A 23,611-nucleotide genomic window follows, 5' to 3' on the forward strand; every position below is an offset into this window, starting at 1 on the left:
CTACGCCGATGCCAGCAGGGCCTCGAGAATGGACCGGGCCTGGCGGTAGATGCCGTCCCCCTCGCTCGCCCGCGGCCCCGCCACGTTCAGGACCCGCACATCGTGTTCTGCCGCCCACGCATGGATCATTGGCACCGGCGCGGGATCCGTCAGGCGAACATGGAGAAGCGGTTTCTTGCGCGCCTCAGCCTCCCGTTGCGTGAGCGCCGTCCCGCCCTCCAAGGGGCCGGGCGCAACGATGAGGGTCCCGTCGCTGTCCCGCACGTTCCACGCCGTCCGCTCCGCATACGCGTCCGTCGGCGTCTCCCGGAGCGGGTAGCGCGGGGCAATCGGCCCGTCCTCCGCCCGTCGCCCCTGTGGGCACCACCCCCCAACCGCCACGTCGTGGGTCCGCGCCGCGTCCAGCGCCGCCCGGTCAACGCCGGTCTGTCCACCGGATATGATTTTGCGAAACTGCACGCGGCCGCGGGAGCTTGTCAGAGAGGATCTTGGGCACCCGAACCCTCCGCCCGTCATCCGGTTTCGTCAGGGGCCTTTGCTTCGAAGCGCATTGCCACCCGCCCAAATCCGCCCTCGCATGCGACTCTTCACGGCGATTGATCTCCCCGACGGATTCCGAAACGAAGTGGCCGACCTGCAGGCACCGTCCGCGCTGGACACCCGCTGGACCGATCCGGCCCAGTTTCACGTGACGCTCCGCTTCATTGGCGATGCCAGCCCCGAGCGGGCGGCGCGCTACGAGCAGGCCCTCGCGGACCTGACCGCCCCGGCCGCCCGCTGCGAGCCCTACGGCCTGGACGTGTTGCCGTCCCGGCGCTCTCCTCGCGTCCTGGTGCTCGGCCTGGAACGCACCGAGTCCCTCCTGGCCCTCCACACGGCCGTCGGCGATGCCCTCGAACGGGAAGGCCTGTCGCCAGACGATCGCGACTACACCCCTCACGTCACGCTCGCCCGGGTGGGGGACACCGCCCCGGAGACGGTGCACGCGTTTCTGCGAACCGCGGACGTGCCCTCTTTTCCGGCCTTCCAGGCCGACCGGTTTGTGCTATACGAAAGTACCCTCACCTCGGACGGGGCCGTTTACGATCCACGAGCGATTTACCCGCTCAACGGATAGGCCCGCGTCCCGGCCATCAATTTTTCGTGATCGGGCGGCGGGCCCACGATAATTGGGACGATCGGTCGTTAGGTTGAACCCGCATGCTGTTTTGCGTTTCTCTCCCCAACCATGTTACGACGCCTCCTACTGCTCGGCGTCCTGTTGTGCGCAGTCGCCCTCCCGGCGGGCGCCCAGGACGGCGGCCCGACCCTTCAAGCCCTCCAGTCGCGCTACAGTGCCCTGCAGGGCCTCCGGGCCGCCTTCACGCAGGTGACCGCCTCCGAGTTTGCGGACGACTCCACCCGGATTGACGGGACGGTGCTTCTCGCCGGGAACCGATACCGGGTCGAGACCCCCGCGCAGACGGTCGTGACGGACGGCGCGACGACGTGGATTTACTCCCCTGCCGACAGTCAGGTCGTGGTGAATACGGCCGACGCGGAGGCCTCCACCCTGACCCCCCAGGCCTTCCTCACGACCGCGGCGGACAAATACGACCGCACGGCCCGCCGTACCGTGACCCGAGCCGGAACGGCACACGAAATGCTGTCCCTGACCGCGGCGGATTCGTCGGCCCGGTTCGAGGAGGCGACGCTGTGGGTCCGGCGCCCCGACCGCATCGTCACGCGCCTCCGGGCCGTCGACCGCAACGGGTCGATTCTGGACCTACGGCTGCGCGACATCCGGGTCGACCCGCCCATCAACGGGAATCCCTTCTCGTTCTCGCCCCCCGCGAACGCGGAGGTGGTGGATCTTCGCCCCACCGACTAGCGAACCACACAGGGCACTTCGGGGGAACTGAACGGCTCTGGAACGAATCCCACGACGCGTGCTGAATCGACGGCGGTGGTTTCAAATCGGAAGCTTCGTCCTGGCGGGCGGCCTTCTGGCCCTCGCCGTGTACGGCGTGGACATGGGCAACATCTGGACGGCCTTCCGGGAGGCCGACTACCGGTGGCTGCTCCCCCTGGTCGTGCTCGTCCTGGGGAGCAACCTGTTTCGCGCCTGGCGCTGGCAGATCCTGGTGGAGGCGCTGCCGCCCCCCGAGGAGCGGGCCGACCACACGGCCCGCCCCCGAATGCTGGAGGCCTCTTTCTCCTCCGTTATGATCGGCTACATGGTGAACTACGTCGCCCCTCGGATGGGCGAGGTGGCGCGGACCGCAAACCTTTCGGCCCGCACCCCCTACCGGTTTAGCAGCATTTTCGGGACCGTCGTCTCCGAGCGCATCTTCGATACGGCCGTGCTGGGGGCGGCCCTGCTGAGTGCCGTCGGGCTGCTCTTCAATCGCCTCGACGTGCTGCGCGAGCAGTTCGTGGCCCCGGCGTGGGCCCGCCTCCAGTCCATCTCGCTCGACTGGCTTGCCGGGGGCACGCTCGGCCTGCTCCTGCTGCTCGTCCTCGCCATCGGGGGGGCCCGTTGGCTCCTTCAGCGCGAAGACTCGTGGCTCGGTCGCGTCTGGAGGACCACCCTCAAGCCCGCCGCGATGTCGTTCCAGAAAGGGATGGCCACACTGGTGGCCTCCCCCCGCCGCGGGGCCATTGTCCTCTCCACGGTCGGCATGTGGGCCGGATACCTGTTGATGGCCTATCTCCCCTTCCGGATGCTCCACCTCGCCGAGCCCTACGGCATTGGGATTTTGGACGCGTGGGCGCTCATGGCGATCGGCGCGATCGGCATCCTGGTGCCCTCCCCCGGCGGCATCGGGTCGTACCACTACATCACCGAACAGGCACTGGTCCACCTCTACGGGGTCCCGTCGGCGGAGGCCCTCACCTACGCCTTCCTCACCCACGGGGCGCAGCTCGTCTTTTACACCCTGGCGGGCCTCGTGGCGGTGGTGTATCAGGGCAGCGGCTTCCGGCCCCTGCTCGCCTTCGGGGCCGACGCCCCCACAGCCTCGGCGAAAACGGACACGCCCCCCGCCCGCTCCGACGGCGAGACGGACGAGGCCCGCCCCGCTGCCTCGTCCCTCGCCGGCGCCTCTCCCGACGACCAGCGGGGCAATCCGGACGAGTAGCGGCCCGGCCGCCCCTCCGCTTTTCGCAAAATATTGCTGGCAGGCCGCCGCCGCAGTCCGTTGATTACGGGACGAATCACATCATTCCTTTTTCCCCAAATTCCTCATCCTCCCATGAAAGTGACAGTCATCGGTGCCGGCAATGTGGGCGCCACCGTCGCCGAGTGTGTAGCCCGACAGGACGTGGCGAAAGAGGTCGTCATGGTCGACATCAAAGACGGCATGCCGCAGGGCAAGGCCCTCGACATGCGCGAATCGAGCCCCATCCACGGCTTCGACACCCGCGTGACGGGCACCAACGACTACGGCCCCACGGAAGACTCGGACGTGTGCATCATCACGGCCGGCCTGCCCCGTAGCCCCGGCATGAGCCGCGACGACCTGCTGGCCAAAAACACGGAGATCGTGGGCGGGGTCACGGAGCAGTTCGTGGAGGGCAGCCCGGACAGCACGATCATCGTGGTGGCGAACCCGCTCGACGTGATGACCTACGTCGCCTACGAGGCGAGCGGCTTTCCCACGAACCGCGTGATGGGCATGGCCGGCGTGCTCGACACCGGCCGCTTCCGCTCGTTCATCGCCGAGGAGCTGGACGTGTCGGTCCGCGACGTGCAGGCGCTTCTGATGGGCGGCCACGGCGATACGATGGTGCCCCTGCCCCGCTACACGACGGTCGGCGGCATCCCGGTCCCGCAGCTGATCGACGACGCCCGCATCGAGGAAATCGTGGAGCGCACGAAGGGCGCCGGCGGCGAGATTGTGGACCTGATGGGCACCTCCGCCTGGTACGCCCCGGGCGCCGCGGCGGCCGAGATGACGGAGGCGATCCTCAAAGACAACAAGCGCATCCTCCCCTGCGCGGCCTACTGCGACGGCGAGTACGGCCTGGACGACCTCTTCATCGGCGTGCCCGTGAAGCTCGGGGCCGGCGGCGTGGAAGAGGTGATTGAGGTCGACCTCGACGCCGACGAAAAGGCCCAGCTCAAGACCTCGGCCGGGCACGTGCACAGCAACCTGGACGACCTCCAGCGCCTTCGCGACGAGGGCAAGATCGGGTAGACCAGCGCGGGATGGACGGGGGGGATGCCCGTCCTCCTCGTCCTATCTCCGCACCTCGCGGAGCGGATCCGTCGGCTCGCGGTGCTCGTCCGGGTGGGCCTCGTCGTGCTGACGCGGCTCGAGATGAGCGGTGACGTGCACGTCCTCGTCCGGAAAGAGGGCGTCGACCCGGTCCTCGACCTCGTGGGACCGGGCGTGCGCCTCGTGGATCGGCATATCGCCCGGAAACATGAGGTGGTATTCGATCCACACCTGGTCGCCGGACGTGCGGTGGCGCACCTGGTGGAAGCTGGCGATGAGCCCCTCTTCCACCGCGGTGCCCAGCTCGTCGAGCAGGGCGGAGGAGGCCTCCCAGTCCGCCTCGTCCATCAGGCCGTAGACGGATCGGCGAAGCAGCCCGGTGGCCGTCCACACGATGTTGGCCGCTACCAGCAGCCCCACCGCGGGGTCGAGCCAACGGATGCCGGTGATCCATACGAGCCCAATCCCGACGATGACGCCCAGGCTCGTCCACATGTCGGTCAACACGTGCTCCCCGTTCGACTCGAGGACGAGGCTGTTGGTGCGCCGCCCCACGCGAACGAGGTACGTTCCGAGCGCGAAGTTGACGGCCGTGAGTCCGCCGATGAGGTAGAGGCCCACGTCGAGCTGCCGAAGGTCGGCGCCCGTCACGAGGTCCTGCACGGCCATCCACCCGATGCCGACGGCGGCTGCGAGAATAAGGGTGCCCTCCACGGCCGACGCAAAGTACGCCACTTTGCCGTGCCCGTACGGGTGCTCCACGTCCGGAGGCGTGGACGCGTACCACAGGCTGAAGCCCGCGAACCCGGTCGCGAAGAGGTGGATGACGGACTCCGCGGCGTCGGAGAGGATCGCGGTACTGCCGGTGAGGGAGGCTGCCGTGAGCTTCCCGACGAGCATCAGGAACGACACCAGCAGGCTCGCCGTCATGGCCCGCCGCCGTGCGCGCTCCGCCTCGGCACGGGACTCATCGTGTGGAGACTGGGATTCAACCATCACATTGCCTGTACCCGAGCAGGCACTCTCAGGTTCATCGTTTCCCTTCTTTTCGCACCGAGACGGGTTCCCACGCTCGCCCCCAGCACCCGGCCCCCGCCATGGCTCACCTCGACCACATCGGCATCGCCGTCGACGACACCGCGGCCGTCATCGAACGGTTCCGGGACCTGCTCGGCATCGTTTCCTACAAGTCGGAGTCGGTGCGCGACCAGCAGGTGCGGACCCACTTTCTGGATGCCGGCTCGGCCAAACTCGAACTGCTGGAGGCGCTCGCCGACGGGTCCCCGGTTCGGCGCTTCCTCGACCGCCACGGGGAGGGGCTGCACCACGTGGCGTTCGAGGTCGACGACCTGTCGGCCACGATGGAGCGCCTCCGGGACGCCGGGATCGAGCTGCTAAGCGAGACGCCCCAAGCCGGGGCGGACGACAAGCAAATTGCGTTTGTGCACCCGAGTCAAACCCACGGGGTCCTGGTGGAGTTTTGTGAATCCACCACACCCGACTGGACGGCCCGAACCGTGCCCCGCCACGACGGGCACCTCGCCGTCTTCGAACGGGGGGCACGGGACCGGCCCTCCCTCCTCGTCCTGCACGGCGCCGCGGGGACGACACAGCACGACGCGGCCCCCCTCATTCGGCGGTTGGAGTCGTCCTTCCATGTCGTCGGCGTTGACCTGAGCGGACACGGCACGTCGGCCCTGCCTGGGGACGCGCCCCTTTCGCTCGACCTGTTCGCCGAAGACGTACGCACCGTCCTAAACGCGCTCGACCTGCCCTCGGCGCACGTCTTTGGCTTCTCGCTCGGGGGCGGCGCGGCCCTCCGCCTCGCCCAGATGCACCCCAAGCGGGTCGACCGCCTTGCCGTCCTGCAGACAAACGCCCACTGGACGGACGACCACGCCCGTCGCATGCAGGCGCGGCTCGACCTCGATGGCCTCGCGGACCGGGCCCCGGGCCGCGCAGCGGGCCTCCGGGCCCGCCACGAGGCCCCCGACCGCCTCGTGCCGGACCTCCAGACGTTCGTCACCACCCTGCCGGACGCGTCCGACACGCTTACCCAAACCCTTCCGGACCTCGACGCCCCGACCCTCGTCGCAGGGCTCGATCGGGATCCCCTCTTCGAACTGGCCTCCACCCGGGCCCTCCACGACGCCCTCCCCAACGCGCGGCTGGCCGTCCTTCCCGGCGACACCCATAGCCTGTCGCGCGCGCCGAAAGGCTGCCTTGCCCCCCTCCTCTCGGATCATTTCTTAGAGGCGTAGGCCTCTTCCTCGTCCCTCCCCAAAGTCGCCCTGTCCCCATCATGTCCCTCCCCTCCCCCCGTTATCTCGGCGACACCGGCGTAAAGGTGTCGCCCCTCTGCCTGGGCACCATGACCTTCGGCGGCCCCGCCGACCGGGCGACCGCCGCCGCAATGTTTCGGCGCTGCCGCGAGGCCGGCATCAACGTGTTCGACTGCGCCAACGTCTACGAGGACGGCCGTTCCGAGGAGATTCTGGGAGAGCTGGTGGCCGACTGTCGGGACGAGGTGGTCCTGACGACGAAGGCCTACTTCCCCGTCGGCGACGACCCCAACGCCCGCGGCGCGAGCCGCTACCACCTCGTCCGGGCCGTCGAGGACAGCCTGCGGCGCCTCGACACGGACCGCATCGACGTGTTCTTCGTCCACCGCTTCGACGAGCAGACCCGTCTCGACGAGACCCTCCGCGCCCTCGACACCCTCGTGCAGCAGGGCAAGGTGCTGTACCTCGGGGCCTCCAACTTTGCCGCCTGGCAGGTGATGAAGGCCCTCGGCCGGCAGCGCGCCGAGGGCTGGACGCCCTTTCACGTGATCCAGCCGATGTACAACCTCACGAAGCAACAGGCGGAGGTGGAGCTGTTGCCGATGGCCCGGAGCGAGGACCTCGGCGTGCTGTCCTACAGCCCCCTCGGGGGCGGCCTGCTGACGGGCAAGTACGGCGTCGACCGGCGGCCCGACGACGGGCGGCTCGTGGAAAACCCGATGTACCAGACCCGCTACGGGGCCGACGTGTACTACGAGGTGGCCGAGCGGTTTACGACCTTCGCGGAGGAGCACGGCTACGACCCCGTGTCGCTGGCGGTCGCGTGGGTGGCGCACCACCCCGCCGTGACCGCGCCCATCATCGGCGCCCGCACCCTCGACCAGCTCGACGGGTCTCTCGGGGCGTTGGAGATCGACATGACCGAGGCCCTCCGGTCGGACATCAGCGCCCTCGCGCCCACCCCGCCGCCGGCCACGGACCGTGTCGAGGAGCGCTCGGAGCACACGTACGGCGATCGGTAAGTCTTCTTCCTTCTCCTCAAACGTCTGTTGTCCCATGCCCTACTACGCCCCCGACGATGAGTCCTGGTCGGCGGTCGCCGATCCCCCAGCCGACCCGCCCCACATCGCCGTCGATGGCGATGGCGTCGCCGTGCGGTTCGTGGGCCCCTCCGATTCATTTTGCCTGGAGGGTGCCCCCGTCCGTACGGCGAGCGAAACCATCCACACCGTCGCCCTCGTCGCCCCGTCCCTGAACGAGGGGCTGGTGCTGTGTGCACTGCGGGCCGAGGGGCAGGACCTAACCGTGGAGGACCGTCGGCCCGGCGACGCCCGCGGGCGGCACGCGGACGCTTTCGACCAGCTGCAGTCGGCCCTGGATGAAATTCTCGTCCCGGTGTACATCGACGACGCGCTCGAAGAAGTGAGCGAGTCCGTCGACGCGCTCGTCGCCGTCCACACGGCCCAGTACGCCGCGCCGCCGACGGACGACAACACCTACTTCCGGACCTCGGTCTTCCAGGCAGGGACGCTGCTGCTCGAAGAGGAGCAGGGGGCGCTGTAGCCCCGGCCCACCTCACAACCCCGCCGCCCCCTCGCGGCAGATACGGTCAGCAGGCACTTTTCCGGCCCAAGTCCCCCCACGGGTGTAACGGAGTCGACGATTGGGAAACGGAAGGAATTGGGAGAAAGTATGCTGTCCCGCAAAAGCCGAAGACGTTTTTCCCTTCACGCGACCGGTTCCTTGTGTCATGACGCCCTCCACACAGTCGTACTGGCTTCTCGGAGCCGCCCTGCTTGCGGCCGTTCTGGCCGGCGGGATGTTCTTCCAGGGCCCCGCTCCGGACGGCAACGCGCCGTCCCCTGCTCCCACCGACTCGGTGCCCGCCGCCGTGGCCGACACCGCAACCTTTGCCGGGGGGTGCTTCTGGTGCATGGAGCCGCCCTACGACAAGATCGACGGCGTCGCGTCGACGACCTCCGGCTTCGCCGGGGGCGAGGAGGTGGACCCCTCCTACCGCGAGGTGGCCAGTGGCGCCACGCGCCACACGGAGGTCGTCCAGGTCGTGTACGACTCCACGACCGTCTCCTACGAGCGTCTCCTTCGGGTCTACTGGCACAACGTCGACCCCTTCGACGGCACCGGGCAGTTTTGCGACCGCGGCTCGCAGTACCGCCCCGCCATCTTTGCCCACGACGCCCAGCAGCAGCGAAGCGCCGAGCGGTCGAAGGACACCGTTGCGGCCCAGTTCGACCGGGACATTGCCGTCCAGGTGCAGTCGCTCGATGCCTTCTACGCTGCGGAGCAGTACCACCAGAACTACTACCAGAAAAACCCCGCGGACTACAAGCGCTACCGGCAGGGCTGCGGCCGGGACGCGCGGCTCCGGGAGATCTGGGGCGAGGCGGCCCTGTCGGACGCGCCGCTCGACGGAACGACCTGATCTCTCACCCCCCTTCATTTCACGAGTAGAGAAGGACTCGGAGGCGTACTGGCCGTGTACAGTTGGGGAAGTCCGTTCGTCGGTGCCGGGTCGACCTGTACTGACGAACGCTGCGGCATGCCTCGTTTGTCGCCTGCCGCCACTCTCAGCCTCGTTGTCCCCCGCCGGAGTCAAATCGCCCCCTGTCTCTTCTCCCCACCGGACTGTTTCTGATCGACATCGGTCCGGCCATCGAACCTTCACGGACGGAGCGCCGCCGGGCAGCGTGGCAGAGGAATGAACCACCGGTCGCATTCAGGCGAGCACGAGGACTCGTTGCCCCGCTGGAGGTTCTACTCGACGACCAGGTGGAGTTGCGCCTGTCTCAGAGCAGTGACGGATCAGTGCAGTCCGTCGACGACGCGGGACGGACGTTGCGTCCGCCGGCTGTCGTTTGTAGTATCAGGATCGGAGCCGCACCCTCCGTGCGTTTCGTCGCAACAATACCGCCTCTATGTCTTCCGACCCAGCCCCCACCGACACGTCCCCGAGCTGGTCCGACCGCTGGCTCAACCGCATCGAGCGCACCGGCAACGCCCTCCCCGACCCGGTCACGCTCTTCTTCATTTTCATCGCCATTGTCATGGTGGCGTCCTGGATCACCCACACGGCCGACGTGAGCGTGGTCCACCCGGGCACCGATGAGACGATTACGGCCGACAACCTCTTCTCGGACGAAAACATCCGGCGCCTCTTCACGGACATGGCGGAGACGTTTGCCGACTTTCCGCCGCTCGGCCTGGTGCTGGTCGTGATGCTCGGCATCGGGGTGGCGGACAAGACCGGGCTCATCAGTGCGGCGCTCAAGTCGTTCGTCGCCAGCGTACCGGACGCGTTGCTTACCGCGGCGCTCGTCTTTGCGGGCATCATGTCGAGCCTCGCCGTCGACGCCGGGTATGTGGTCGTCATTCCGCTGGGCGCGGTGCTGTTCTATGGCGTCGGGCGGCACCCGCTGGCCGGCCTCGGGGCCGCGTTCGCGGGTGTGTCGGCCGGCTTCAGCGCCAACCTTCTGCTCACCTCGCTGGACCCGCTCCTGGCCAGCTTCACCGAGCCCGCCGCCCAGTTGATCGCGGAGGACTACAGCGTGCCGGTTACGGCGAACTGGTATCTCATGATCGCGCTCACCCCCGTCTTCGTGGTCCTCGGCGCGTACATCACCGACACCATCGTCGAGCCGTACCTCGGCGAGTACGAGCCGCCGGAGGACTTCGACGAGGAAGACGCCGAGTCGAGCGAGTTGACCGACGAGGAGCGGCGCGGCCTGCGCTGGGCCGGGGGCGTCACCCTCGCCTCAATCCTCGGCGTCGTGCTGCTGGCCGTGCCGGAGGGCGCACCCTTGGCCGAGTTTGAGGCACTGATCGAGAGCATCGTCGCCCTGATGGTGTTTCTCTTCTTCCTGCCCGGCCTCACCTATGGAATCGTAGTGGGCGAGATCGAGGACGACTCCGACGTGGCCGACATGATGGCCGACTCGATGGCCGACATGGGCGCCTACATCGTCCTCGCCTTCGCGGCAGCCCACTTTATCGCCATGTTCGAGTGGTCGAACCTCGGCTCCATCATCGCCATCAGCGGCGCCGACGCCCTGCAGAGCATCGGCTTCACGGGGCTGCCGCTCCTGTTCTCGTTCATTTTCGTCTCGGCCCTCATCAACCTGTTCGTGGGGAGCGCCTCGGCGAAATGGGCCATCATGGCGCCGGTCTTCGTGCCCATGCTCATGCTGGCGGGCGACCCCGGTTACTCCCCCGAAACCGTGCAGGCCGCCTACCGCATCGGCGACTCGTTTACGAACATCCTCACCCCGCTCCTCCCCTACTTTCCCCTCGTCATCATCTTCGCCCAGCGGTACGATGAGGACGCCGGGATCGGCAGCATCATCGCCCTCATGCTCCCCTATTCCGTCGGGTTCGGGGTCGTGAGCACGATTGTCTTCTTGGTCTGGGTGCTGCTGGGCCTGCCGCTCGGGCCCGGGGCGGAGCTCTACTACATGGGGTAATGAGCGGGCCGCCGTCACTCTCGCCGGTGGTCGAGAATCGTGAGCAGCTCCGTCGGGGTGTGTACCGACAGCGAGGCGGCGCTGAAGTCCGCCGTGTTGCGGGTCACAATGCCGTCCGCGCCGGCCGTGCGGGCGGCGCTGTGGAGGACCGCGTCCTCGTAATCCTGAAAGTCCGACTCCGCGGCTCGCTCCAGTGGCGCCCGGTGAACCGGCGCTACGTCAAACAGATGCAAGAGGTCCCTGACGTCCGTCCGCGCGGCCGGCCCGTCATACCGCTTCTGGACGAAATAATAGACGGTCGTGACGGTGGTCGCACAGAGCTGTCCCGTTAGATCCCCCCGTTCAACTGCATGGATGAGCCCGGTGGCCGCCTGCTGGTATGGCGTTCGTTGGAGAACCCCGTCAAGAATCACATTCGTGTCAAAGCAAATGGTCATTGCCCACTATTTGTGTTTCTCCTGGAGGTACTCGTAATAGTCCGTCTCCTCCGTCTCCGAGGTGGAGGTTCGCCGGGCAAGCCGGCTCGTAAACGGGCCCAGGGATTCAGGAACGAGATCATTGCCCTGCTCTCCCTCCTCTCTCCCAGTGAGTTCGTCAAAGTAGCTCTCCACGAGCCGCGACACCGACGTGTCGCGCTCGGCCGCATAGGCCTTGGCCCGCTCAATCACGTCCTCGTCGAGCCGTAGCGTGAGTTTTTTGGACATGGCAGGGGAGGAAGGCTATTGAGCAGACGTACATTGTCATAAATTTTGTACGTCCCCTGCGGCCCCAGGTTCGGCCGAATCACGCCCCCTGCTCCGGCGTTTTTGAAGCACGTACTCTCGGCTTCAATCCCCCCGTCCATGAGCGAGGTTCTCGACGACAAGCCCGAGGTTCTGGTCCAGAAGCTCGACGCCCTCCCCACCGACCCCGGCGTCTACAAATTTCTGGACGACGAGGAGTCGGTCCTCTACGTGGGCAAGGCCAAGAACCTGCGCAATCGGGTGCGCACCTACTTCCAGCAGAGCCGGCAGCGGGACGGCCGGATCGAGGTGATGGTGCAGAAGGCCGTCGACGTGGACATCATCGTGACGGACACGGAGGCGGAGGCGCTCATCCTGGAAAACAACCAGATCAAGGAGCTCCAGCCCCGCTACAACGTCAACCTGCGGGACGACAAGACCTACCCCTACATCTGCATCAAGAACGAGCGCTTCCCCCGCGTCTTCAAGACGCGAACCGTGAAGCAGGACGGGTCCGAGTACTTCGGCCCGTACGCGGACGTGTCGAAGATGAACTCGATGATGGACGCGATCCGGTCGGTCTTTCAGCTGCGCACCTGCTCGCTTGACCTCACCGAGGAGAAGATTGAGGCCGGAAAGTACGACGTGTGCCTGCAGCACCACATCGACAACTGCAAGGCCCCCTGCGTGGGCAAGCAGTCCGAGGCGGACTACATGGAGACGATCGAGCAGGTCAAGAAGCTGCTCAACGGGCAGACCCAGGAGCTCATGGACCTGCTCAAGGACGAGATGCAGCGGCAGTCCGACGCCCACAATTTCGAGGAGGCCGCCCGCCTGCGCGACCAGGTCAAGGCGCTGAAGGACTACTCCCAGCAGCAAAAGGTCGTCAGCCAGGACTTCGCCGACCGCGACGTGTTTGCCCTTCACGTCGAACGGGATGAGGACATCGGCTGCGGCGTGCTCTTTCAGGTGCGGGAGGGCAAGATGATCGGCAAGCGGCACAAGTTTCTCCGCTCGGTGGAGGAGCGGTCGGACGCGGAGCTGATCCTATCGCTGGTGGAGAACTACTACGCCGAGGCGAACTTCTACCCCGAAGAGGTCCTTCTCTCTCACGACCCGAACGACCACCCGGCCCAGGACACCCACGCCCTCGAAGAACTGCTCCGGCAGGAGCAGGGACACCAGGTCCCGATCAAGGTGCCTCAGCGCGGCGAGAAGGCCAGCCTCGTCCGCATGGCCACGTCCAACGCGAAGCTGCAGGTCGGCGAGTGGAAGACCCAGCAGATGAAGCGGGAGCGCAACCGCATCCCGGAGAGCATCAAGGCCCTGGGTGAGGCCCTCAACATGGAGGCCCCGCCGCGCCGCGTGGACGGCATCGACGTGTCGCACCACGGCGGCAAGGAGACGGTCGCCTCCTGCGTCGTCTTCACCGACGCCACGCCGCGCAAGAGCGACTACCGCACCTACAAGATCCGCTCGACCGAGGAGGGCACGCCCGACGACTACAAGGCGATGCGGGAGGTCGTGCGGCGCCGCTACCGGCGCATGGTGGAGGAGGACGGCCCCTGGCCCGACCTCGTCGTCATCGACGGCGGGAAGGGCCAGCTCTCCAGTGCCGTCGAGATGCTGAAGGAGGTCGGCGCGTTCGACCGGTTCCCCGTCATCGGCCTCGCGAAGCGCCTCGAAGAGGTCTACCGGCCCGGCGACTCCGACCCGGTCTTCCTCGCCAAGGACAGCCCGGCCCTCCAGCTGCTCCAGAAGGTGCGGGACGAGGCCCACCGGTTCGCCGTCACCTACCAGCGCAAGCGGCGGAAGAAGAAAACGCTTCAGTCCGAACTGCTCGACATCCACGGGATCGGCCCCAAGACCGCGAAGAAGCTGCTCGGGGAATTCGGATCCGCGGCGAAGGTGAAAGAGGCCGACGAAGAGGCCCTGGCCGAGGTCGTGGGCCCGGCCAAGGCCGAGACCATCACGGACTACTACGACGAGACCGAGGCCCCAGCGCCCGCGGAGACGGAGTAAGTTTCCTCACAGCACCGAACTCTGCCGGCGGGTTTTTCTTCGCAATAACGGTAATAGACAGGATCGAAAAAGCGCCGATCCCGTCCCAGTCTCCACTCGACATCTGTTTTCTCTGTCACGTCCCACGCCCCCTACATGCCTCCCCCCGACCCCGGATCGCTGCTCAACCGGCTCGTCGACGAACACTGGGACACCGCGGCCCGGCACGCCTGGCGCCAGTACGACCAGCGGGGGCGTGGGGCGATCGTCTTTACCGTCCAGGCCGACGCCGCCCCCGAGGAGCGCACGCCCCTCAAGTACCTCACCTTCAACGACACGTCCGCGGCCGAGGACGGGGCCTTCTCGAAGCTCCACGAACTGGTGCGGGCGTACAACCCCGAGGAGCAGGTCGTGGCCGCCGCCGTGCTACCCGACGAGCGCACCGTCTTCGAGGTGTACGAGCAGGAGCCGCACCCCCCTCAGGCCTGACCGGACAAGAAACAAGCAGGAGTCGCAGGCGCCGAGCCGGCGGAACGGCCCGTTCGCCCCGGCACAGCACGGAGTCGTTCCGCCGTCCGGAGGACGGAGGGACATCGGTCTCCGCGACGATGGGCACGTACTTCCACCTCCTCTCGATGCAGGTGCCTTCCGCGAACGGACGCGTCGGTGGCCCCACAGTCGGTGGTCCCACAAGATGAGGCAAGCCGGAGGCTACTCGTCCACGACGGACGGGGACGATCCCACGGCGGCCTGAAGCCGCTCCGCGAGTTCCGCGTCGGCATCCTCCCAGCCGCCCGCCTCGTAGTGCTCCAGAAATTCGCCGATGAGCTCCATCTTGTCGTCGTACGCCTCCGTCAGCTCCTCGAACCGGCGGGCCGCCGCGTCCGGCCGCGGGCCCCACGTGAAGAGCTCCGCCCCGTCGCTGGAAAACACCACGAGCTTCGGGATGCTGCGGCTTCCGTCCGTCAGGTACTGGTCCATCACGTCCAGATTCTCATCCCGGGGCAGGATGCGGAGCGACACCTGATCGGACAGGGCCGCCGCCTCCGCAATCACCGGGAGCAGGAACGCCGAATCGCCACACCACGGCTCGGTGAGCACCATCCAGAGCTGGGGCTCCTCGATGGCCGCCACGGCCTCACGGAGCGGCTCCGACGGGGCGTAGGCCTCGTGGACCTGCGCCTGCCGGTCCCAATTGTATTCGAGGTAGTGGTGCAGGCGCCGCGCCTCCGGATCGGTGTCGTCGGCGGGCGGCGTGTCCAGCCGTTCAGACCACGCCTCTCGGTACTCCTCGTATCGCAGCCCGTCGTGCGGACGGCCCTCGTCGAAAAAATCAGGCATCGGTGGGAAGACAAAAAGTTCGGGATCGCAGTGAATCGGGTCGCGCTCTTCGGGACCGCACGGCCGCCCGACGCGTGGGGCGCCGCTACAGCCAGCGACGCACCTTCGCCGCGAGGTAGCCGCCCGCCGCCAGGCCGGCCACCGTGAAGATCGACTGGCGGAGCGCCGAGGACTCGTCCTCGCCCGTGAGGGTTTCCTGTGCGGACTCCACCTGTTCTTCGATGGTGTCCTCCGCCTCGTCCGCGAGCCGCGCCCCAACCTCTCGGGCCTCGTCGGAGGCCTCGGCCGCCGCCTGGCGCACCGTTTCGCCGGCCTCGGTGCCCGCACGTCGGGCCTGCTCGGAAGCGCGCCGGGCCAGGTCTTCGGCCTGCTTGCGGAGGCCCGCCCCCTGTTTCTGGGCCTGATCGGCGAGGCGCCGACCGGTCTCTTCGGCACGGTTGCGGACGTCTTCGCCGGAGCGGGCGGCCCGTTCAGACAGGTCCGTCCCCACGCCGGTCGCTACGCGCTGGGCCTCGTCGATCAGGCGGCGCAGACGGCCACGGGCCTGCTCCGAAAGGCTGGGCGGCTGCGGCCGTGTAGCGCGGGCGGCCCCGTATCCGGCGGCCGCCCCCGCAAGTGAGGAGATCGTCAGTGCGAGGAACGGATGGCGCTGCACCCAGCTTTCGGCCTGCTTCTTGGCCTGCTGGGCCCGCAGGCGCGTCACCTCGGCCCGGAGCTCGTCGAGGAGGTCGTTCATTTCTTGTGCCGTCTTGTCCGCAGTCGACTCGTCGGATGGGGCGTCCGAAGACGCCTCCGAGGCATCGGTGCGGTCAATATCGGAATTGTCTGGGCTCATGGGCTGAAAGGGGTCGGAAGAGGGAATTGAAGTTGAATGAGAGCCGGGGACAAGGTCTCTTGGCTTCACGCCCGGCTGGGATCCTTCAGTCTCGGAGCATCACCCCGACGAACACGCCGACGCCGAACGCCCCGATCATCGTGGCCTTTTGGTGTTGCCGTACCCACGAACGGGCCATGTCCGTCGCGAGGGAGGACGACAGGCCGCCGGGCATCTCCATCTCATCCGCCTGATCCCAAGATGATGGATCGGGGTCCTCGAAGGGAGCCCCCGAAGACGTCGGGGAATCACCGGGCGCAGGATCAGTCGAAGGATTAGACATGAGCGTCTAAGCTTTTGGGAGAAAGGAGGTTGAGACGGAGTGGATTTAGAAGTTTCTGAGTCCCCGGGTGGGAACGAAGGCGCCAGCGGCGACTTTCGTCTAGGGCGCTCGTCCTGGGTCGAACCGCCCTCGGTTCGTGTCGTAGGAGAGAGCCATACCGAGGACCCGGCCTCAAATTTCCGTTCGGCGTCGTCACTCGGATTTGACTCGCACACCCTAAAAATGATTCCCCACTGGCGTCGATTTCTTCTCCTCTGCGTGCTGGCGGGGACGGCCTTGTCCCCGGCCCGGGCCCAACAGGAGGCCCCTCGGCCGGCGGACGCATTTGGGGGGGCGGTGGAGCTGTACCAGCAGCAGCTCTATCCGGACGCGGCCACGGCGTTCGCTACGTTTCGACAGGCCCACGCGTCCCACGTTGCGGCCCCGCAGGCCCTCTACCTGGAAGCGCGGGCCGCCCTGGCGCAGGGAGACGACGCGGGCACCCGACGCCTGCTCAGCCGGCTTCAACGCGAGTATCCGTCGCACCCGCGGGCCCGGACCGCCCGGCTCGGGCTGGCACAGTACTACCTGGATCAGGGGAATCCCGACCGGGCCAAGTCGCAACTCCAAACCATCGCGACGGCCCCCAGTCGCCCGGACGAGGGCGCGCAGGCCCTCTACCTCTTGGGCCGGACGGAGCAGAATCAGGGCAACCCCAACGCCGCCCTCCCCTACTTCAAACAGGTTTACTCCCGCTACCCCAACGCCGAGTTGGCCCCAGCGGCCCTGTACGCCCGGGGCGTCACTCAGGTGCGACTGGAGCGCTACGACCGGGCCACGGCCTCGTTCGAGCGGCTCGGCGAGCAATTTCCGGACTCCCCGTTTTCGGAAAACCTGGGCACCATTCTGGGCGAAGTGTACTACCGGGTTGGCCAGTACGAGAATGCCGCCACGGAGCTGCAGCGACGCCTTCCGGATCTCACCGGCTCCACTCGCGCCCGCACCCTGTTCCTGCTCGGCGAGACGTACAGTGCCCTCGGGCGCCGAGAGGACGCCACAACGCAGTACCGGTTGATTCTGGAGGAGCTGCCGAACAGCTCGTACACAACTCCTGCCCGCTACGGGCTCGCGTGGCAGCACTACAACGCGGGGCGGCACGCGGCCGCCGCCGAGGCCTTCGCGGCGGTGCGCGCAGCGGACCATCCGCTCGCCGACAGGGCAACGTACTACGAGGCCGCGAGTCGGGCCCTCACCGGCGCCCGGGCGGAGGCCCTGGAGCTGTACCGCACCTTCCTCGATCGGGCCGAGGCGGGTCCGCTGGCAACCGCGGCCCAGTACGAGGTCGGCCTGCTTCACTACCGACGGGAGCGCTACGACCGAGCGGCCTCGGCCTTCCGCGCCGCCACCCAACAGGCCTCGTCGGCGGGGCCGCGCGGCGAGGCATTCTACTGGCTCGGCAATGCCTACCTGGCGACCGACAATCTGGACTCGGCCCTAGATGCGTATACTGAGGCGATCGATCGGGGGGCCGCTCCCGAGTCGGTAACCGCCAAGGTGCGGTTCCAAAAGGCATGGTCCCTGTACCGCAACGGGCGCTACGGCGAGGCGGGCACGGAATTCCAGGCCCTCGCCGACGCTCACCCTGAAACGGCCCGGGGCCAGGAGGCGCTCTTCTGGGGGGGCGACACGTTCTATCAGCGGGAGCAATACGGAGCGGCCCGACGACAATTCCAGGCGTACCTGGACACCAGCCCGGACGCACCGCAGCGAGCGGGCGCGCGGTACGCCCTTGCCTGGACGTATTTCAAGCAACGTCGCTTCGAGCCCGCCGCCCGGTCGTTTCGCCGGTTTCTGGACGTGTACGACAGGGACTCCATGTCCGACGTCCCGTACCGGCAGGACGCCCGCCTTCGATTGGCGGACTGCTACTTTGCCCTCAAGCGGTACGACGACGCCCGGGCGGCGTACGACCGCGTCGACGGGGCAGGCGTCGAGTACGCGCTCTACCAGGGAGGGCGGGCCCTGTACTACGCGGGCCAACCGGGCGCCGCCCGCGATCGCCTCCGTCGCTTCGTCGACGACTTTCCCGACAGTCCCCTCCGCCCCGATGCGCTGTACCGCCTCGGGGACATTCACTTCCAGGAACAGCGCTACGAGGCCGCCCGGGACGCCTTCACTCAACTGCTCGACGATCACCCCGAGACGGCCCGTGCCGCCGAGGCCCAGTACGCGATCGGGGACACCCACTACAACGCGGGCGAGATGAAGGACGCTGTGCAGGCCTACCGCGCCGTCCTCGAAACCTATCCCGAAAGCCCCTCCGCCAGTGAGGCGGCCTCCAGCCTCTTCTTTGCCCTCAACGCCGCGGGCCAACAGGATCGCGCCGACAAGCTCATCGCGGCGATCGCAAACCGCGTGCCGGACGCCAACATGGAGGACCGCCTGCGCTACCACCGGGCCCGGGCCGCGTACCAGCGCGGCGACTCGAAGCGGGCCCTCCGCCTCTTCCGCACGTTTGTGCGCACAACCTCCACCGAGGCGCGCGTGCCGGACGCGTATTACTATCTCGGGCTCTTGTACGCCGACACCGACCAGTACGAGGAGGCCAAAAACTACCTCCGGCAACTCACGGACCAGTACCCCGACAGCGAATACCTCTCGGATGCCAGCCTTCGGCTCGGGGAGATTTACCTCGAGGAAGGGGCCAACGAGCAGGCCGCGGCGGCCTACCGCACCGCCGCCGAGCAGGACGACACCCGGGACGAGCTGCGGGCCCAGGCCCGGTACGGCCAGAGCCAGGCCCTCCTGCAGCTCGGCCGCACCAGCGCGGCCGACACCCTCCTGTCCCAGATTCTGGAGGCCGAGCCCCAGGGCCCCCTCCGAAATGCCGCGCGGCTCGGCCTCGGACGGGTTCGAGAGGAGCAGGGGCGCACCGACGAGGCGCTCGACCTCTACCGGCGTGTCATTCGCGCGTCGGATGGGGAAACCGGCGCCGAGGCGCTGTACCGCCTCGGGCGGCAGCTTCGGCGGCAGGGAAATCCCCAGACCGCCATCCGTGAACTGGAGCGCATGCCGTCCCTCTTCGCCGGACACCCCGAGTGGGAGGCCCGGGCGCTGCTCGAACAGGCCCGGGCGTACCGCGCCCGGGGCGAGACCGGCCAGGCCGTTCAGCTGTACGACGAGGTGCAGCAGGCCTACGGCGGCACTCCGTTTGCCGAGACGGCCCGGGAAGAACAACAGGCAATTGAATCGTAGCGGGCCGCCGCCTCCCGCCTCTCACTCTCGCTGTAATCTCTTCTTGGCTCTCCCGTATGCGCACTCTTCGTCTCGGGCCCGTGCCCATGCGTTCCCGTCTCATCGGCCTCTGCCTCACCGGGATGGTCCTCCTCTTGATCGCTCCGCCCGTGCAGGCCCAGCAGACCGACACGACACAGCTCCCCGAAATCGCCCCGCGGGAGATCGAAATTCGGGGCGAGCGCCAGATCGCCCTTCCCTCCCTGGAGCGCCAGCCCCTGACCGGCTTCACGACGCCCCCTGCGGTCCCGACCGTGCCGCCGGACCATCGCCCGTATACCGGCACCTACGACCAGCCCCTGGACGGCCTTCCCGAGAGCCTGCCGGTCCCCGAATCGGTCGCGTCGTCGATGGCCCCCACCGCCGAGCCGGCTCAGGGCTACCTGGAGGGCGGCAGCGGCCGGTACTTTAGCCGGTTCTTCGAGGGGCGGGTTGGGGTGCCGGTGTCGCCCCGCAGTCGCCTCTCCGTGCACGGCGCGTACACGGGCACCGAGGCGGACCCGAACGACGACGTCGCCGAGGCCCGCGTGCGTCTTCAACACACGCAGGACGCCGTTCGGGTCGACGCAATGGCGCACGGCAACGTGCAGCGGTACGCCCTCTACGGCGCCTCTCCCCTCAGGCCATCCATCGCCGAAGTCCCCGACCGGGAGAGCTACTCGGCCGGCGGCGCGGTGCAGGTCCGCCGCACAACCCCGAATGCCCCGGCCCGGGCGACGGTGCGCTACGACCAAACCGAATATACCTCTCACTTTGATCCTGCCACCTCGGAGCAGACCTACAGCCAGCAGCAGCTGGGCCTCCGTGGATCGGCGACGGCCCCGGTTCCCTACCGGCCCCGCGTGCAGGCCCAGTACCGACGATCGTGGTTGGGGGAGGACCCGCAGACCCAAACCGCCTACGACGCGGACGTCAGCGGCACGGTCTCGTACTCCCCGATCGAGTCGGTGTCTATCGAGGCCGGCGCCGCCGTCCTCGCCTTCGACACGCCCGCTCGGCCGGCCCGGTCGAACGCCGGATCGGTGGGCGCGACCTTCGTCGCACCCGTCGTAGACGCCGAGTGGCGGGTTAATGGCGGAACCCGGCTCTTTCTTCGCAATCAGCCCCGGCTCGGCGATACGGCCCTGGATGCACTCTACGCCACCAACCCGTACGCCCAGCACGCCCCCTCTCTCCGCCCCACCCTCGAAACGACCCACGCGGAGGGGGGCCTCACCCTCACGCGCGGCCCGGTGCGGATGAAGGCCGCCGCGGGGTACCGGTACGCCCCAACCTACCGGTACTTCAACCGCGCCGGCCAGGGCGCCTACCAGGGGCTGTATCGGGTTCGGTACGATGCCGCCCGCATTCTGGAGGGCCGGGGGGAGGTGGCCCTGCAGGGCGTCGACGGCGTGCAGGCCTCCCTGGGCCTGTCGGTGCGGGACGGGACGCTTCCCGACGTGGACGGCCCCATTCCGAACTTTGCCGCCGTCACCGCGGACGCCCTCGTCACGGTCTCATTCGCAGGGGGCGACGGCTTTTTGAAGGCCCACGGGGAGTTTCACGGGCCGCGCGACGCCGGCCTCGCCCGCACCGTTCGGCTTGACCCATACGTCTCCATCGACCTCGAAGGCACCTACGCCGTGGGGGCGGACCTCGAGCTCGTGGCCCGCGCCGAGCAGCTCTCGCCGGACTCGCCAACCCTATGGGCAAACTATCCGCAGCCCGTCGCCGAGCTCTCGGTGGGCCTGCGGCTGCAATGGTGATCCAGTCCGGACGCGTCGGGGGGCGGCGTCCTCAGGCCCTCGGATTTTATGTTGCGCCCCACGAACGTATTTTTAGGGTGACCCTCGGACCACTCCCGCTCATTCATTCTCCCACGTTCGTCATGGAGTCCCCTTCCGCCGAAGACGTCATCGAGGCGTTCACCGACGTGGTCCAGGATCAACTGGACACCGGAAACGCCGTAGAGGTGCCGGGCCTCGGCACGTTTTCCGTTGAGCACCGCCCGAGCGGGGTGCAGGAGGAGGACGGCGTTCGTCGTCTCGCCCCGCCCCGCAACGAGGTCGTCTTCACCCCAGAACCGGGCGCGTGACTCCTTCATCACTTGCAGACCCCCATGCCCACATCCATCATCCCCCTCCTCGCGGAGCGGCTCGACATTCCGGAGGACCAGGTCCGCCCCCTGCTGAGCACCATGGTGGAGGAGCTCCGCCAGCGCGCCGCGTCCGATGGCGTTCAGCTGTCCGGGCTCGGCACGTTTCGGGAGGACGGCGACGCCCTCACCTTCGACCCCAGCCCGGCGCTGCAACGACGCGTCAATCGGCCGTACGAGGGCCTCTCCGCGGAGTCCCTCTCCCCTGAAGCCGAGCCCGACCCGTCCTCCGCCCAGGATCCCTCCGAGGAGGCCGCGCCGTCCCCGGCGTCGGACGCCGATCAGGACGAGGACCTCGCGCAGGACCGCCCCCCGGCCCAGCCCAACGCCGACACCCGCTCCCCGGACTCTTTCACGATCCTCAGTGGCGTGCTCGCGGCCCTCTTCCTTGCCGGGGCCGGATGGTTCGTGGTCACCCAGACAAACGTGTTGGGCCCGACCCAGAACCCGCCCCCCACGGCCACCGAGACGCCGGCCGACCAGACCGGGCGTAACGCCACCGCGGATTCCGCCTCTGACTCCCAGTCTGTCGACTCGACGGTCCCCGAGGACGAGGCCTCGGACGTTCGGGACTGGACCATCGTCGTGGCCTCCAGCTCCTCCCGCGGCGGTGCACAGGAGGCCGCGGACCGGTATGCCTCCCAGTTTGACTCCGTCGCCGTCGTGTCCGGAACGGTGGACAATACGACGTGGTACCGCGTGACGATTGGGCGGTATGCCTCCGAGTCGACCGCCGAACGCGTCCTCTCCGAGCGGGCCGATGCCCTCCCGTCGGACGCGTGGACCCACCGCCTCGAATAGCATTTCTCGAACCGACCCCGTCTCGCCCCTGTGCCTTCTTCTTTGCTGACCGCCGCGACCGTCCTCCCTCAACAGGTGGACACCACGGCCCTCGACACCACCCAAACCGCATCGGGGCAGGCCTCCTCCCTCCTCGATATTCTGGTGCTGGGGGGGTGGGTGATGGTGCCACTGGTGTTGCTTTCCCTGCTCACCATCTACCTGCTGGTGGAGCGGCTCATCACGATCCGACAGGCCGCCTCCGACCCCGAGGCCATTACCGATCGGGTGCGCGAGTTCGTGCGCAGCGGCAACGTCGAGGCCGCCATCCAGTACTGTGAGGAGAAGAACGTGCCCATCACCCGCATTCTGCAGCAGGGCCTCGAGCGCCTGGGGCGGCCGATCTCCGAGATTCAGGACGCCGTGCAGGCCGCGGGCAAGCACGAAACCTTTGACTTGGAGAAGCGGACGAACCTGCTCGCCAGCATCGCCGGCATTGCGCCCATGCTCGGCTTCTTCGGGACGGTGGTCGGCATGATCCGGGCGTTCCAGCAGATCCAAAACCTGCAGGGGAACGTGAACCCCTCCGTACTGGCAGGGGGGATTTGGGAGGCCCTGATCACGACCGCGGCGGGCCTGCTGGTCGGCATCCTGGCGCTCTTCTCGTACAACTACCTCATGGGGCGCATCCGGCGCCTATCGAACGACATGGAGCGCTCCGCCACGGACTTCATTGACCTACTGCAGGAGCCCGTCTCGCCGGAGCGGTCCGAGGAGCTGCCGTCGTAAACCTGCGCCTGCGCCGCCCCTCTCGTTGACCAACCGCCCGCGCCGCCATGCCGCTCGACTTCTCCCCTTCCCGCGAGCCGATGACAACCTTCAGCCTCGCGGGCATGACGGACGTCGTCCTGCTCCTCCTCATTTTCTTCCTGCTCACCTCGAGCTTCATCCCGCAGATGGGGATTCAGGTAAACCTGCCCCAGGTGGACAGCGCGTCGCCCGTGTCGGAGCAGTCGATTACCGTGTCGCTCACAAAAGACGGCAACTACTACGTGGCCGGCTCGCCGGTGCCGCAGGCGCGCCTCGTGAGCGAGCTGCGCGCCCGCCGGACCGATCAGCAGTTCCTCATCATGCGGGCCGACCAGGAGGCCCGGATCGGCCAGTTCGCGACGGTTGCGTCCGCGGCTCAGGCCCTTAACATGCGTGTGCTCGTGGCGACGGAACGGGCCGGGCAGTCGCGGTAG

General features: G+C 67.8%; 24 protein-coding genes. 17 read left to right on the plus strand and 7 right to left on the minus strand.

All coding sequences use genetic code 11. The features are described 5' to 3' along the window. Positions 1–459 (minus strand): putative molybdenum carrier protein, encoded by a 459-nt coding sequence (locus SRU_RS08265; protein WP_112905222.1) that lies wholly within the window; start codon positions 457–459, stop codon positions 1–3. A gap of 118 nt (positions 460–577) precedes the next feature. Between SRU_RS08265 and thpR the strand changes: the two genes are divergently transcribed. From thpR to mdh, 4 genes are all read left to right on the plus strand, one after another. Next, on the plus strand, positions 578–1,117 hold the full coding sequence (gene thpR / locus SRU_RS08270; RefSeq protein ID WP_011404315.1) for an RNA 2',3'-cyclic phosphodiesterase: 540 nt from the start codon (positions 578–580) through the stop codon (positions 1,115–1,117). Between the two features lie 111 nt (positions 1,118–1,228). After that, positions 1,229–1,870, plus strand: coding sequence for a LolA family protein (locus SRU_RS08275; protein WP_011404316.1), 642 nt, complete (start codon positions 1,229–1,231; stop codon positions 1,868–1,870). 58 nt (positions 1,871–1,928) lie between these two features. Continuing rightward, on the plus strand, positions 1,929–3,119 hold the full coding sequence (locus tag SRU_RS08280; RefSeq protein ID WP_011404317.1) for a lysylphosphatidylglycerol synthase transmembrane domain-containing protein: 1,191 nt from the start codon (positions 1,929–1,931) through the stop codon (positions 3,117–3,119). A 114-nt stretch (positions 3,120–3,233) separates the two neighbouring features. Next, a complete protein-coding gene (gene mdh / locus SRU_RS08285; protein WP_011404318.1) occupies positions 3,234–4,178 on the plus strand; it encodes a malate dehydrogenase in 945 nt (314 codons plus the stop codon). A 42-nt stretch (positions 4,179–4,220) separates the two neighbouring features. Here the strand turns inward: mdh and SRU_RS08290 are convergent, their stop codons facing one another. Continuing rightward, positions 4,221–5,195, minus strand: coding sequence for a cation diffusion facilitator family transporter (locus SRU_RS08290; protein ID WP_011404319.1), 975 nt, complete (start codon positions 5,193–5,195; stop codon positions 4,221–4,223). 101 nt (positions 5,196–5,296) lie between these two features. Between SRU_RS08290 and mce the strand changes: the two genes are divergently transcribed. From mce to SRU_RS08315, 5 genes are all read left to right on the plus strand, one after another. Continuing rightward, positions 5,297–6,460, plus strand: coding sequence for a methylmalonyl-CoA epimerase (mce, locus tag SRU_RS08295; RefSeq protein ID WP_237701681.1), 1,164 nt, complete (start codon positions 5,297–5,299; stop codon positions 6,458–6,460). Between the two features lie 41 nt (positions 6,461–6,501). Then, positions 6,502–7,503: an aldo/keto reductase gene (locus SRU_RS08300; protein ID WP_011404321.1), complete on the plus strand. Its 1,002-nt coding sequence runs from the start codon at positions 6,502–6,504 to the stop codon at positions 7,501–7,503. Between the two features lie 34 nt (positions 7,504–7,537). After that, entirely contained in the window at positions 7,538–8,044 is a 507-nt protein-coding gene (locus tag SRU_RS08305; protein WP_013062058.1) for a hypothetical protein, read from the plus strand. Between the two features lie 187 nt (positions 8,045–8,231). Beyond that, positions 8,232–8,924, plus strand: coding sequence for a peptide-methionine (S)-S-oxide reductase MsrA (gene msrA, locus SRU_RS08310; protein WP_011404323.1), 693 nt, complete (start codon positions 8,232–8,234; stop codon positions 8,922–8,924). Positions 8,925–9,417: 493 nt separating this feature from the next. Next, complete coding sequence (locus tag SRU_RS08315; RefSeq protein WP_011404324.1) at positions 9,418–10,959, plus strand: AbgT family transporter; 1,542 nt, start codon at positions 9,418–9,420, stop codon at positions 10,957–10,959. 14 nt (positions 10,960–10,973) lie between these two features. Here the strand turns inward: SRU_RS08315 and SRU_RS08320 are convergent, their stop codons facing one another. After that, positions 10,974–11,396 (minus strand): PIN domain-containing protein, encoded by a 423-nt coding sequence (locus tag SRU_RS08320; RefSeq protein WP_011404325.1) that lies wholly within the window; start codon positions 11,394–11,396, stop codon positions 10,974–10,976. A gap of 6 nt (positions 11,397–11,402) precedes the next feature. Then, positions 11,403–11,663 (minus strand): DUF6364 family protein, encoded by a 261-nt coding sequence (locus tag SRU_RS08325; protein WP_011404326.1) that lies wholly within the window; start codon positions 11,661–11,663, stop codon positions 11,403–11,405. A 138-nt stretch (positions 11,664–11,801) separates the two neighbouring features. Here SRU_RS08325 and uvrC point away from each other — a divergent pair, with 138 nt between their 5' ends. Together uvrC and SRU_RS08335 are read left to right on the plus strand one after the other, a co-directional pair. Further along, positions 11,802–13,703, plus strand: coding sequence for an excinuclease ABC subunit UvrC (gene uvrC, locus SRU_RS08330; RefSeq protein ID WP_011404327.1), 1,902 nt, complete (start codon positions 11,802–11,804; stop codon positions 13,701–13,703). Between the two features lie 135 nt (positions 13,704–13,838). Beyond that, the gene (locus tag SRU_RS08335) at positions 13,839–14,171 is read left to right on the plus strand and encodes a hypothetical protein (RefSeq protein WP_011404328.1); all 333 of its coding nucleotides are present in this window, start codon (positions 13,839–13,841) and stop codon (positions 14,169–14,171) included. A gap of 222 nt (positions 14,172–14,393) precedes the next feature. Here the strand turns inward: SRU_RS08335 and SRU_RS08340 are convergent, their stop codons facing one another. From SRU_RS08340 to SRU_RS08350, 3 genes are all read right to left on the minus strand, one after another. Further along, positions 14,394–15,023, minus strand: a complete 630-nt coding sequence (locus SRU_RS08340; protein ID WP_112904079.1) for a thioredoxin family protein — start codon at positions 15,021–15,023, stop codon at positions 14,394–14,396. Between the two features lie 85 nt (positions 15,024–15,108). Next, positions 15,109–15,858, minus strand: a complete 750-nt coding sequence (locus SRU_RS08345) for a hypothetical protein (RefSeq protein ID WP_013062064.1) — start codon at positions 15,856–15,858, stop codon at positions 15,109–15,111. Positions 15,859–15,943: 85 nt separating this feature from the next. Beyond that, complete coding sequence (locus tag SRU_RS08350; protein WP_011404330.1) at positions 15,944–16,180, minus strand: hypothetical protein; 237 nt, start codon at positions 16,178–16,180, stop codon at positions 15,944–15,946. Between the two features lie 222 nt (positions 16,181–16,402). Between SRU_RS08350 and SRU_RS08355 the strand changes: the two genes are divergently transcribed. The 6 genes from SRU_RS08355 (at position 16,403) to SRU_RS08380 (ending at position 23,611) form a co-directional block, all read left to right on the plus strand. After that, entirely contained in the window at positions 16,403–19,414 is a 3,012-nt protein-coding gene (locus SRU_RS08355; protein WP_237701682.1) for a tetratricopeptide repeat protein, read from the plus strand. A gap of 86 nt (positions 19,415–19,500) precedes the next feature. Next, positions 19,501–21,198, plus strand: a complete 1,698-nt coding sequence (locus tag SRU_RS08360) for a hypothetical protein (protein ID WP_237701683.1) — start codon at positions 19,501–19,503, stop codon at positions 21,196–21,198. 122 nt (positions 21,199–21,320) lie between these two features. Next, positions 21,321–21,527, plus strand: coding sequence for an HU family DNA-binding protein (locus tag SRU_RS08365; protein WP_043552338.1), 207 nt, complete (start codon positions 21,321–21,323; stop codon positions 21,525–21,527). 24 nt (positions 21,528–21,551) lie between these two features. After that, a complete protein-coding gene (locus tag SRU_RS08370; RefSeq protein WP_112904081.1) occupies positions 21,552–22,388 on the plus strand; it encodes an SPOR domain-containing protein in 837 nt (278 codons plus the stop codon). Between the two features lie 30 nt (positions 22,389–22,418). Next, positions 22,419–23,156 (plus strand): MotA/TolQ/ExbB proton channel family protein, encoded by a 738-nt coding sequence (locus SRU_RS08375; protein ID WP_013062069.1) that lies wholly within the window; start codon positions 22,419–22,421, stop codon positions 23,154–23,156. A 47-nt stretch (positions 23,157–23,203) separates the two neighbouring features. After that, on the plus strand, positions 23,204–23,611 hold the full coding sequence (locus SRU_RS08380) for an ExbD/TolR family protein (protein ID WP_011404335.1): 408 nt from the start codon (positions 23,204–23,206) through the stop codon (positions 23,609–23,611).

It is taken from the genome of Salinibacter ruber DSM 13855, assembly GCF_000013045.1.
Classification (GTDB): domain Bacteria; phylum Bacteroidota; class Rhodothermia; order Rhodothermales; family Salinibacteraceae; genus Salinibacter; species Salinibacter ruber.